This is a genomic window from Actinokineospora cianjurensis (assembly GCF_003663795.1).
Classification (GTDB): Bacteria; Actinomycetota; Actinomycetes; order Mycobacteriales; family Pseudonocardiaceae; genus Actinokineospora; species Actinokineospora terrae.
On sequence record NZ_RCDD01000001.1, the window covers coordinates 2,067,576 to 2,079,288 of the forward strand.

Annotated in this window: 13 protein-coding genes; 4 read left to right on the forward strand and 9 right to left on the reverse strand. The window is 71.3% G+C overall.

The features are described from left to right. The first annotated feature begins 26 nt into the window (after positions 1-26). A complete protein-coding gene (locus CLV68_RS09490) occupies positions 27-629 on the forward strand; it encodes a flavodoxin family protein (protein ID WP_121390004.1) in 603 nt (200 codons plus the stop codon). 10 nt (positions 630-639) lie between these two features. Here CLV68_RS09490 and CLV68_RS09495 read toward each other — a convergent pair whose 3' ends face one another. The 4 genes from CLV68_RS09495 to CLV68_RS33775 form a co-directional block, all read right to left on the reverse strand. Beyond that, positions 640-1,227 (reverse strand): hypothetical protein, encoded by a 588-nt coding sequence (locus CLV68_RS09495; RefSeq protein WP_147459925.1) that lies wholly within the window; start codon positions 1,225-1,227, stop codon positions 640-642. A gap of 11 nt (positions 1,228-1,238) precedes the next feature. Beyond that, positions 1,239-1,937: a response regulator transcription factor gene (locus CLV68_RS09500; RefSeq protein ID WP_246009736.1), complete on the reverse strand. Its 699-nt coding sequence runs from the start codon at positions 1,935-1,937 to the stop codon at positions 1,239-1,241. Beyond that, positions 1,934-3,103, reverse strand: coding sequence for a hypothetical protein (locus CLV68_RS09505; RefSeq protein WP_170224174.1), 1,170 nt, complete (start codon positions 3,101-3,103; stop codon positions 1,934-1,936). Before CLV68_RS09505 ends, CLV68_RS09500 begins: the two co-directional genes overlap by 4 nt. A gap of 102 nt (positions 3,104-3,205) precedes the next feature. Then, positions 3,206-4,339, reverse strand: a complete 1,134-nt coding sequence (locus tag CLV68_RS33775) for a sensor histidine kinase (protein ID WP_170224176.1) — start codon at positions 4,337-4,339, stop codon at positions 3,206-3,208. A 221-nt stretch (positions 4,340-4,560) separates the two neighbouring features. On the opposite strand from CLV68_RS33775, the gene CLV68_RS09520 reads away from it, so the two are divergent. Next, positions 4,561-4,833, forward strand: coding sequence for a hypothetical protein (locus CLV68_RS09520; protein WP_121390009.1), 273 nt, complete (start codon positions 4,561-4,563; stop codon positions 4,831-4,833). On the opposite strand, the gene CLV68_RS09525 is transcribed toward CLV68_RS09520, so the two are convergent. The 3 genes from CLV68_RS09525 to CLV68_RS09535 are packed head-to-tail and all read right to left on the reverse strand — an operon-like array spanning position 4,830 to position 7,432. Next, positions 4,830-5,654 (reverse strand): ABC transporter permease, encoded by an 825-nt coding sequence (locus CLV68_RS09525; protein ID WP_121390010.1) that lies wholly within the window; start codon positions 5,652-5,654, stop codon positions 4,830-4,832. The genes CLV68_RS09520 and CLV68_RS09525 overlap by 4 nt on opposite strands. Continuing rightward, on the reverse strand, positions 5,655-6,479 hold the full coding sequence (locus tag CLV68_RS09530; protein ID WP_121390011.1) for an ABC transporter permease: 825 nt from the start codon (positions 6,477-6,479) through the stop codon (positions 5,655-5,657). Continuing rightward, on the reverse strand, positions 6,479-7,432 hold the full coding sequence (locus CLV68_RS09535; RefSeq protein WP_121390012.1) for an ABC transporter ATP-binding protein: 954 nt from the start codon (positions 7,430-7,432) through the stop codon (positions 6,479-6,481). The genes CLV68_RS09530 and CLV68_RS09535 overlap by 1 nt, the downstream gene beginning before the upstream one ends. Positions 7,433-7,687: 255 nt before the next feature. Between CLV68_RS09535 and CLV68_RS09540 the strand changes: the two genes are divergently transcribed. Both CLV68_RS09540 and CLV68_RS09545 read left to right on the forward strand, forming a co-directional pair. After that, entirely contained in the window at positions 7,688-8,008 is a 321-nt protein-coding gene (locus CLV68_RS09540; protein ID WP_121391077.1) for a hypothetical protein, read from the forward strand. A gap of 36 nt (positions 8,009-8,044) precedes the next feature. Beyond that, the gene (locus CLV68_RS09545) at positions 8,045-8,818 is read left to right on the forward strand and encodes an SDR family oxidoreductase (RefSeq protein ID WP_121390013.1); all 774 of its coding nucleotides are present in this window, start codon (positions 8,045-8,047) and stop codon (positions 8,816-8,818) included. Positions 8,819-8,822: 4 nt separating this feature from the next. Here the strand turns inward: CLV68_RS09545 and CLV68_RS09550 are convergent, their stop codons facing one another. Together CLV68_RS09550 and CLV68_RS09555 are read right to left on the reverse strand one after the other, a co-directional pair. After that, on the reverse strand, positions 8,823-10,550 hold the full coding sequence (locus CLV68_RS09550; RefSeq protein ID WP_121390014.1) for a carbamoyltransferase family protein: 1,728 nt from the start codon (positions 10,548-10,550) through the stop codon (positions 8,823-8,825). 14 nt (positions 10,551-10,564) lie between these two features. After that, on the reverse strand, positions 10,565-11,707 hold the full coding sequence (locus tag CLV68_RS09555) for a glycine amidinotransferase (protein ID WP_121390015.1): 1,143 nt from the start codon (positions 11,705-11,707) through the stop codon (positions 10,565-10,567). Positions 11,708-11,713 lie beyond the last annotated feature (6 nt).

Here is an 11,713-nt window from a genome sequence, read left to right on the forward strand (position 1 = left end):
GGTCCGACCGGACCGAAAGGAACCCCGTGCGCGCCGTGGTGCTCAACTGCTCGCTGAAGCCCTCCCCCAATACGTCCAACACCCAACTGCTGGCCGACGTCGTCCTCGGTGAACTCAAAGGCCGCGGCGTCGCCGTGTCCGTGCACCGGCTCGCCGACCTGTCCATCCCACCCGGTGTCGAGACCGACCTCGGCGACGGCGACGACTGGCCGCGCGTGCACGCCGACCTGCTGGCCGCCGAGATCCTGGTCGTCGCCTCGCCGACCTGGGTGGGCAAGCCGTCCTCACTGGCCCAGCGCGCGCTGGAGCGGATGGACGCGATGATCTCCGAGACCGACGACGACGGCCGCCCGGTCGCCTTCAACCGTGTCGCGGGCGTGGTCGTGACCGGCAACGAGGACGGCGCGCACCACGTCATCGGCGAGATCGCGGGCGGCCTCGGCGACATCGGGTACACGATCCCGGGGCAGGCTTTCACCTACTGGAACATGGGTCCTGGGCCCGGTCCGGACTACACGGACACCGATCACGGCCACGAGTGGGCGCACGACACGGCCAAGACCATGGCGCACGTGCTGCACTCGACGGCCAAAGCGCTTGCCTCTAGTCCTATACCGCCGCGGTCGTGAACTGCGTGAGTCAGGGGAGGGCGAGGCGGGGTGTATAGCCCGCGGCGAGGATCGCGACCGTTGATGGCGGGGTCAGGACGTTCATGGGGCCGTCCGGGAGGGGGCGGGGGTCCGCGTAGCCCGCGGGGGTCCAGCGGTGGATCCGGTCCTCGGCGACCAGCCAGTGGTCGTCCTGGAAGGTGATGAAGCTGCCGTGTGGGGGGTTGGTCATGACGGTGGTGCGGCGGCGGCCGTTGTGCAGAGACCGTTCGGCGTCCAGGACGCGGTCCATGGTGTCGGCGCTAGGCGAGTCCTCTGTGGACCAGAGCGCGCGGTAGCGGAGATAGTCGGCGCGGCGGCACTCAGCGCAAGGGCGGTGGCCCGCCGCTAGAGCCACGGCTTCGTCCAGGAAGAACAGCTCGGTGTAACGGCCGGGGGCCATGACCGGGCGGTGGCGGCCGCGGAACTCGAGTTCGCAAGTGATCCAACGGCGGACCTGGGCCCTACGGACGATCTCGCCGCCGTGGTTGTGCAGGACGCCGCGGTTGCCCATGAGGCTGCCGCGGTGCGGGGTCTCGATGAGGTCGCCGCTAGGGGCCACCCGGTTGCGTCGTGCCACTACGGCCCAGGTTACTGGTCCCCAGCGGCGTGCGACCGGTACTCCCCGATCTCGTCCGCGCGGATCAACCCGTCCTCTATGGCGCGCGCGAGCAGTGCGGTCTTAGTGGGCGCCGGTCGCCCTATCTTCGCGTACTTGACCCTGGCCCGGTCGATGTACTGGCGCACGGTCGCCTCACTCAGCCCCATCCGCCTGGCCACCGACGCCTTCGACATCGACTGGAACCACAGCAGCAGCGCCGTCCGCTCCTGCACGGACAGGTGCGGTGCCTCGGTCAACAGCGCCCCCGCCACCGACGGCGTGACGTACGGCCGGTCGGTGGCCACCGCGACGATCGTGTCGACGCAGTGGCTGCCCGCCTCGTGCTTGGACAGGAACGCCGACGCCCCGGCCTCCAGCACGGTCAGGATGGTGCTCGGGTCGTCCATCGCCGAGTAGACGACGACCCGCCTGCCCTCGGTGCACAGCCGCGCCACCCGGTCCACCACGATGGTGTCGCCCAGTTGCAGGTCGAGCAGCAGCACGTCCGCCTCGCCACCCGGCCCGGCGAGGACCTCGTCGATGTCGTCGCCACTGGCCACGACCGTCGCCCGCTTGCCGGGATCGGTGGTGATCCAGGTGGTGACGCCGTCGACGACCACCGGGTGGTCCTCGATGATCGCCACGGTCACGGGCCGGTCGGTCATGGGCGCCTCGCTCGGGTCGGTCATGCGGTGCTCCAGCGGGTCTGCAGCCAGAGTTCGGTGCCGTCGTGGTCCTGGGTGAGGGTGACGCCGGTGGGGGTGGTGGGGTGGACGTCGGGGGCGTCGGCGACTACCGCGACGGTGACGTCGGTGCTGCTCGCGACCACGGTCACCCTGGCCGTGGATCTAGCAGCGCTCAGGCCCACTACGGGCGCCTCGGTCAATGCGCGGCGGATGTCGACCGGTAGGTCCGGCACCGCGCCGACCACCGACAGCGACACCTGGACCCCGCGCCGCTCGGCCACGTCGGCGCCCGCGCGCAGTTCGTGCAGCAGCGAGTCGGGGACGTCGTCGGTCTCGGCCATCAGGCGGCGCAGCCGGGCCGCGCCCGCCGCCGCCCTGCGCCGCACAGTCGGGTCGGCCGGGTCCGCTCCCGCGACCAGCTCGGCCAGGAGCGTGGCGGTCACCCGGTGCAGCTCCTGGTAGCGCACGGCCCGGTCCGCGGCAACCGCCTCCGCCGCCGCCCGGTGCGCCGTCGCCGCTGTCCTGGCCGCCGAGCTGCGCGCCGCCCACTGGGCCGCCGCGTGCAGGCCGTGCGCGCCGAGGCTGTAGCCGAGCTGGAGGGTGAACGCCCCGAGCAGCACCATGATCGCCCGCGACACCTGCTCACTGCTGCCCACGTCGAGCACCACCATCCCGACCACCAGGATCGCGGTGTCCGCCACCAGGAACGCCACCAGGTGCGCCGCCCGGTGCCGCCAGAACGCGATCACCGCCACCCACCCCACCGACCCCCACGCCCAGTTCGCGGGCAACACCACCGCCCCCGGCGCCGCCACCAGCAACAGCACGTCCACCCCGAGCGTCCCCACCCCCGCCAGCCACGCCACCCGCCGCGACCCACCCCGCAGCAGAACCGTCGCCGCCACACCCCCGACCACCAGGTACAACACCCACCCGGCAGCCGCCGCCCACTGCCTGCTGTAGACACCCCAGTTGGTCGCGGTGGCCGCCAGGTCGTACCCCAGGTGCCAGAACGCCGCGATCACCACCGCCGCCACGGTCGCCCCCCGCGCGTACCGCTCGGCCACCACCACGCTCGGGTCAGCGCTCATCGCCACGTCCCTGGTGCTCGACTCCGGGCTCGCCGACCAGGCATCGCTGCCGCGTATGTGCCCGCTCAGGGCGGACATCGGGTTGGCCTGCGTCGGGCAGCACGGTGGCCGCTGATGGGAATCCGTTCGCTGCCGTGCGCATCGCGGTGCCGGTGTTCCCCGGCTTCGGGTCGCGGCTCATCAGGTGGCCGCCGGTGGGCAGGGGGTGGTGTCGGGCCAGCGGAGGGTGATGGTGGTGCCGGACGGGGTCGAGGTGATGGTGGCGGCGCCGTCCACCGTGCGCATGCGGCCGAGGATGCCTTCGCGGACGCCGTAGCGGTGGTGGGGGATGGTGGTGGGGTCGAAGCCGGGGCCGGTGTCGGTGATGGTGACCAGGATCGAGGCGCAGTCGGTGGTCAGCGTCAGGCGGGCGGTGTCGGCCGAGGTGTGGCGGGCGGTATTGGCCAGGGCCTGTGCGGCGGCGGCCGAGAAGGCAGTGGCGACCAGGACCGGCACCTTGCACGGGACTAGATCCGCCGTGACGGCTACCTCTGCCCGGTCCGCGACCGCGCGCAGTTGGTGACGTAAGTCGACGTCGGTGTCAGGCTCGCCGAGATCGATGCTGCCCTCGACCACCGCCAGGTCTGCTGCGGCCCTCGTTCGTAGAGCCTGGGACGACGCGGTGACGCCATCGGTGCCGATGGTCGTCAGCGTCGCCAGCACCGTGTCGTGCAGCCTGCGCTTGTGCTCCCGCTCGTCCGCGCGCCGCGCGAGCATGACGGCGGCCGCACGTTCAGTGGCCTGGAGGTCGGCGAGCGCGTCGTCGGCCACCGCGGCGGAGCGGCGCAGCACCGTCATCAGCGCGGCCGTCGCGGCGATCTGGATCAGGTGGATGCCCAGCGTCCCCAGTGCGCCCCCGACCTGCCACGCGCCGACCACGTGCACCGCGGCCACCAGCAGACCGGCGGGCACGGCCAGCCGCGGCCGCCACGCGAAGTGCGCGATCACGATCGTCATCGAGGTCAGCCCGTCCACCCAGCTCGCCCCACCCGACCGCAGCTCCGGTGCCACCAGCCACGGCTGCGCCAGGCACAGCACGACGGTCAGCGCGATGTCGACCAGCACGACCCAGCCGCGCACCCCGCGCCGGACCACCGTCCACGCGAACCCCGCCGACCACACCACGCTCACGCCGACCGCGAGCACCACCCAGCCCAGCCCCGCGCGCGCCGACGCGATCGCGGCCACCCCGCCGAGCACCGCCGTGGCACCCCGCATCGCCGCGGCGCACCGCGCGACCACCCGATCCAGCGCGGCCTGGGCGTCCTCGGTCACGGCCACGCCCCTGTGATCGATCCGGGCCCCGCCACCGTTTCGCGTTCCACCCAACTCGGCGGGCGACCGCCGGTCCGCGGCCACCCTGTCCAACGCACCCGGCTCCCCGGGGATACGGTCCTGACCGCCGATCGGCTGTCAGCCGAAGACCGGTCGTTCCCCCGGGACTCGCCCCGGGCTCTACTGACCCCCATGGAATCCCACCGGAGAACGCGGCCCCCGTGCCCGGCGACGCCCTGATCATCACCCGGCTGGCCGCGGCAATCGGCGCCGCGGTCGCCGACCGGGGCCCCATCGACCTCCGGTTCGCCCTGATCGCCCGCACCGCGGGTCTCCCGGCGGGCCTGCGCTGGCTCATCACCACCCTGCGCAAGGGCACCGGCGTCGTCGGCTTGATCGCGGTACTGCGCGGCCTACTGGAGGCGGTGGAGTCTGGTGAGCCGCTGCGGACAGCTTGGCGGGTTGTGGCGGTGATCGAGGCGGCGCGGCGTTAGCTGAGGAGGAGTTTGCCGATGCGGCGGGAGGTGCCGTAGAGGCCCGCGGCTGTCAGGGCCAGTAGGTAGGCGATGTGGCCGAGTAGGGATGGGGTCAGTACGCCGACCGAGAAGCTCCTGGCCAGTTCCACGCCGTGGTAGAGGGGGGAGAGTTCGGCGATCACCCGCAGCGGCAGGGGGTAGCGGTCCACCGGGAAGAAGGTGCCCGAGAACAGGAACATCGGGACCACGAGCAGGTGGATGTACTCGAACTGAGCCGACGACCGGAGCAGGGTCGCGCACACCATGCCGATCGCCGCGAAGGCCATCGACACCAGGAGTGCGACCGGGACGAGCAGCAGTGCCCACGGGGTCGTCACCAGGCCCATCGTGGCCATGACGCCGAAGAAGGCGACCGCGTACAGGCCGCTGCGCAGGACCGTCCAGGTCAGTTCGCCCAGCGCCACGTCGTACGTGCCGAGCGGGGTGGCCAGCACCGAGTCGTACAGGCCGTCGAAGCGGAGCTTGTAGAACATGCTCATCGTCTCCGACACCGCGCCGTTCATGGCGGAGGCGACCAGCAACGCGGGGGCGACGAAGGCGACGTAGCTGAGTTCCACCCCGCCGGGGCCCACCACGACCGGGACCAGCGCACCGAAGCCGATCTGGAACGCCAGCACGTAGAACAGCGGCTCGAAGATGCCCGACAGCAGCACCATCCACGCCCGCGCGTACAGCAGTGCCGACCGCTCGACCAGCCGCCGCGCCATTCCGGCGTAGCTGCCCGACGGCAGGACCCGCTGCAGCACCGCCGTCCGCCGCCCAGTGTCCACAACAGACATTCAGACCACCAGCCTGCGGCGGAAGCACCGGCGCCCCAGCACCAACCCGAACACCAGCAACCCCACCAACACCGCCAGGTGGCCCACCGCGGGCCACAACCGCAACCCGCCCAACGCGACACCGCGCGCCAGTTCGTTCCCGTGCCACAGCGGCGAGATCCAGGCCAGCGGCCGGACCGCGACCGGCAGCCGGTCGATCGGGAAGAACGTGCCCGCGAACAGCGTCATCGGCATCACCACGAACCGGTTCACCGCGGCGAACGCGTGCCCGTCACCCTTGGTCGTCGCCGCGAACGCCATCACCGGGGTCGCGCACGCGGCGCCGGTCAGGATCGCGATCGGCGCGACCAGCAGCGCGCCCGCGCTCGTCCAGCCGCCCACCACAGCCGTGACCACCAGGTACAGCACCGCTCCCAGCACCAGCCGCAGCGTGATCCACACCAGTTCGGCGGTGAACAGCTGCCCCGGCGTGACCGGCGACGACGCGACCGCCCAGTAGTCCTGCTTCCACTTGAACCCCGACAGCACCGGCAACCCGGCCTCGGCCACCGCGATCGTGATCAGCCCGCTGACCAGGATCGTCGGTGCCACATAAGCGAGGTACGGCATGCCGCCGGTCAGCGGCCCCGGCCGCACCTGCGACCCGAACCCGATCCCCATCGCCGCCAGGAACAGCACCGGCTGCAACCCCGACGACAGCAGGCTCGCCGTCCAGTGCCGCCGGTACCAGGTCCACTGGCCCTCCACCCGCAGCAGCACCGCGCGCCACGGCCGGACCACCACACCGGTGGCCACCGCGACCGGCTGGTCGAGCGTCGCGGTCATCACTCCACCAACGTCCGGCCGGTGAGCCGGAGGAACACGTCCTCCAACGTGGACCGGCGCACCAGCGTCGAGGTCGGCCGCACGCCTCGATCATGCGCGCGGGCGGCAGTGGCGTCACCGTCGGTGGTGTAGAGCAACAGCCGGTCGGGCAGGACCTCCACCCGGTCGGCCAGATCGCGCACGGAGTCGACCGCGCCGTGCTGGTCGCCGGGGGAGAAGCGCAGTTCGAGCACCTCGCGGGTCACGTACCGGGCGATCAGCTCCGCCGGGCTGCCCTCGGCGACGATCCGGCCCGCGTCCATCACCACCAGCCGGTCGCACAGCTGCTCGGCCTCGTCCATGTAGTGCGTGGTGATGATGAGCGTGACACCCCGCTGCTTGAGCGCGAACAGCTTCTCCCACAACAGGTGCCGCGCCTGCGGGTCCAACCCGGTGGTCGGCTCGTCGAGCAGCAGCACCTCCGGGTCGTTGACCAGCGCGCGGGCGATGGTCAGCCGCCGCTTCATGCCGCCGGAGAGCGGCTCGACGTCGTGGTCGGCGCGGTCGGTGAGCCGGGCGAACTCGATCAGCTCGACCGCCTTGGCGCGCACCTGCTTGCGGGTCAGCCCGAAGTAGCGGCCGTAGACGTGCAGGTTCTGCCGCACCGTCAGCTCGCGGTCGAGGTTGTCCTCCTGCGGCACCAGGCCGATCCTGGCCCGGATCGCCGGGCCGTGCGTGTCCGGGTCCATGCCGAGCACCCGCAGGTCGCCGCCGCTGCGCGGGGACATGCACGACACCATGCGCATCGTGGAGGACTTGCCCGCGCCGTTGGGCCCGAGGAAGCCGAACGCCTCACCGCGGCGCACCTGGAAGTCGATCCCGCGCACGGCCTCGAAATCGGCGAACCGCTTCACCAGGCCGCTACCGGCTATCACCGGCGCGCCAGTATCCGAACTCACGAGCGCTGTCTCCATTTCTCCCGCCGCGGGCGTGGCCGTGAGCTCGGCGGTAATCGTCCCGACACTACCAGCGACGGACTCGTCCGGGTGCGGGTCGGTGAAACACCCACCACCGGCCGGGCGCTGTACGGTCCCAGTGGGCGGCAACGCGATCGGTGATCCACTGTGTCCATCCACTGTGGACGATCCACAAGTCCTGGGGTCGCTCACAAGGGTGATGTGCGCGCCACGACCGAACACCTGTTCGACTTCCGGGTTAGGGTGTCGCCCATGTACGACAACCGCCCGGCCGATGTGGCCGTCCGTTACCGCGTGAGCAACATCGGTGAGCGCGTGGCCATCCTCCCCGCGACCTGCAAGGTCGGCACCCACTCGCTGGCCAGGGTCGGTTACCTGGCGCAGGCGAGCGAACACGAGGGCGTGGTCCGCGTGTCCTGCAACGCCTGCAACGAAAACGTCGACGTCGACCACTTCTGGGCGCTCACCCTGGTCGGCGCCCCACCGGCCAGGGTGGAACTCGACGACACCCCGTACGCCGACGTCGTCCCGGTCATGGTCGACCCCAGGGGCAAGGTCGCCAGACTGCCCTGACGGACGGTCGCCGGGCTGCCCTGGTAGACAGGTCGGGTGACCGATCTCCCGCAGCGCGGCCGCGTCGCGCTGGTGACCGGGGTGAGCAGGCGCGCGGGCATCGGCTACGCCACCGCCCGCAGGCTCGCCGCCGCGGGCGCCACCCTGTTCCTGCACCACCACGCCCCGCACGACGCCGACCAGCCGTGGGGCGCCGACCCGGACGGCCCGGCGGCGCTCGCGGCCGAGGTCGGCGCCGCGCACCTGGGCCTGGACCTGGTCGCTCCCGGCGCGCCGGAGCACCTGCTGGCGACCGCCGCCGCCACCGCGGGTCACGTGGACATCCTCGTGTGCAACCACGCCCGCAGTGGCGGCGACGGTCCGCTGGGCACCCTCGACGCCGCGATGCTCGACGCGCACTGGGCGGTGAACACGCGCTCGACGCTGCTGCTCGTCCAGGCTTTCGCCGCCCAGCACGACGGCCGCCCGGGCGGGCGGGTGGTGCTGATGACCTCCGGCCAGGACCTCGGCCCGATGACCGGCGAGATCGCTTACGCCGCCAGCAAAGCCGCGCTCGCGGGTGTCACCAAGTCCCTCGCCGACCACCTGATCGACCAGGGCATCACGGTCAACGCCGTCAACCCCGGCCCGGTCGACACCGGCTGGGTCACGCCGGAGATCCGCGACGAGGTGCGCGCCGGGTTCCCGACCGGCCGCTGGGCCGAGCCGGACGACCCGGCACGGCTGATCGCGTGGCTCACCTCGCCGGACGCGGACTGGGTCACCGGGCAAGTCATCAACTCCGAGGGTGGGTTCCGCCGGTGGCGGTGACGGACTACGCGGTGACGGGCCGCGCGGTGGGTGACTTGCGCACCAGGAACGGCCCGATCGCCAGGTAGTCGATCTCGGTCTTGAGGAACGTGGCGACCGCGTCGGCTGGCGTGCAGATGATCGGCTCCTGGTCGTTGAACGAGGTGTTCAGCACCATCGGCACCCCGGTGCGCGCGTGGAACTCCCGGATGATCCGGTGGAACCCCGGGTTCGTCGCCTCGTGCACCGCCTGGATGCGGCACGTGTTGTCGACGTGCAACACCGCGCCCATCCGCGCGTACTTCTCCGGTCGCGCCGGGTACGCCATCAGCATGTAGTCGCCCGCCGTGGTCGGCTTGGCGACCTCGAACCACTCGTCCACGAACTCGCCGAGCACGCTGGGGGCCAGCGGCCGGAAGTACTCGCGGTGCTTGACCTTGTGGTTCAGCGTCTCCCGCATGGCCCGCTCGCGGGGGTCGCCGATGATGCTGCGGTTGCCCAAAGCACGCGGCCCCAACTCCATCGCGCCCTGGAACAGCCCGATGACGTTGCCCGCGACCAGGAGCTCCGCGACCGAGGCGGCGAAGTCGGCCGGCTGGTCGACCACCAGGGTCGGGTGCTTGCCCAGTTCGGCCGCGATCTCGGCGTCGGTGAACGACGGACCCCAGTAGGCGTGCGGCATCGACGGCGACCGCTCCTGGCCGAGCACGTGGTTCCACACGTGCAGCGCCGCGCCGACCGAGAGACCACCGTCGTGCGCGGCGGGCTGGACGTAGAGCTCCTCGAAGTCCGAGCGCTCGAAGGCGATCTGGTTCGCGACGCAGTTCAGCGCGACACCACCGGCCAGGCACAGCCGGGTCGACCCGGTGAGGCGCCGCAGGTGCTCGGTCATGTGCAGGACCAGCTCGTTCGTCTTCTCCTGCAACGCCGCGGCGACGTCCTGGTGGACCTGCTCCAGGTCCCCGGTGCGCGCCTGCACACCCAGCACCTCGACCAGGCCGGATGTGTCGGCTGACGGCGGGTAGTACAGGATGTCGGCGAACCGCAGCAGGTCGGTGGCCATCTCGAAGCCGCCGTCCGGTGTGGTCCAGGCCAGGCGGTCGAACGCGGCGGCGAAGCGGGTCGGGTCGCCGTACGCGGCCAGGCCCATCACCTTCGCCGCGTCGTACACGCCGAATCCCAAGTAGACCGACACCAGCTCCCACAGGTACCCGATGGACGCCGGGTACCGCACGCTCTGCACGCACTCCAGCTTGCCGCCGTCGGCGCGGTAGAACCGGGTGGAGAACGCGTCGTCGCCGAGCGCGTCGACCACCAGCACCGCGGCATCGTCGAAAGTGGACGCGAAGTAGGCCGACGCGGCGTGCGCGGTGTGGTGCGCGACCCAGTGGAACTCGCCGGTGAAGCCGAGTTCGGTGAACCGGAGCGGGATGTCGGGCAGCTTGGCCAGGAACTGCTCCTGCTTGTCGCGCTCGTCCCACGGCGACGGCAGGCCCTTGGCCAGCACGTCGGCGATGATCTCCGGGTCGGCGGCGACGGTCACGTGGTCGACGTCGGCCAGGGTGATCCCCGCGGTGGCCAGGCAGAAGTCGATCGCGGCCCGCGGCAGCTCGTCCGGGTTGTCCGCGCGGGCCTCCTTGCCGTGCTTGACCCGGTTGAAGCGCTCCTCCTCGGCCGCGGCGAGCACCACCCCGTCGCGGACCAGGCACGCGGAGGACTCGTGGTAGACGGAGTTGACCCCGAGGATGTACATGGCGAACCTTCCGCTCAGGCCAGTGGCTGGTAGTCGGAGTTGGGGAAGTAGTCCTCGCCCGCGCCGACCCGGCGTACGTCCCAGGTGGCGCAGTGCAGCGACCCGCCGTACTCGAACACGTTGCGGAACGGGACCGGGAAGACCTCGAAGTCCATCTTGTACAGCAGCTCCTGCAGCGGCTTCTCCTGCTGCTCGCAGATGACCTTGTTCGGGCCGATGCTGAGCACGTTCATCGACAACCACTTGGAGGACTGGCAGAACTCCGGCATCTCGTTGTTGCCCGTGGTCGGCTCCGGCGCCTCGACCAGCTCCCAGTCGTTGGCCTCGAACAGCTCCTCCTCACCCTCGCGCAGCGGCCGGTCCGGGTTGGTCAGCACCAGCCCCGGGCGCAGCGGCACGAACGTGCAGTCGATGTGCGAGGGGAAGAAGTCCAGCGGGAAGTGCACCGGCCGCACCCGGAAACCCTTGGGCTCCAGGTGCCGCTTGAGCCAGGTGATGCCCGCCCGGTTGGTGGTCATCGACTCCTGCACCACGATGTCGCGGCCGAAGCGGCTCATGTCGGCCGCGTCGAACACCACCTCGTCCTGGGTCACGCAGAACTCGAACGAGTGCATCCGCTCGTGCCGCTCCGCCAGCGGCCAGTCCCAGAACCCGTCGCGGTACATCTTGTCCGCCATCGACGGCTTCGGCGCGGTCGTCCACACCACCCGCGGGTCGGCGTTCCAGTACTCGTACACCAGCTCCCGGTACGGCTGGTACTCGAAGAACCGCGACCGCCGCGACATCGGCGCCTCGATGATCTCGTTGCCGATGGTGATCATCACGTCCCGCGGGCACACCGCGCAGTACTGGTTGGCCGCCTCGAAGTCGGGCGTGCGCACCGACTGCGAGAAGTCGTGCGGCGCGGGCCTGCGCACCCGGACACCCTCGGACTCCAGAAGCGACACCAGCCCGGCCAACTCCTCGTTGGCCCGGTCGACCGCCTCGGCGGACTTGGGCCCGGACGGGAACGGCGTCCCCGGCGGCGCGTTGCGGATCTGCGGCCGGTTGCCCGGCTCGGTCGGCTCGAAGTTGGCCCCGTCGGCCGACCCGACGACGATCTCCTCCAGCGGGTCCCACTCGTTCCACGAGTTGACGACCTCGGACACTTGCTGCATGCGGTT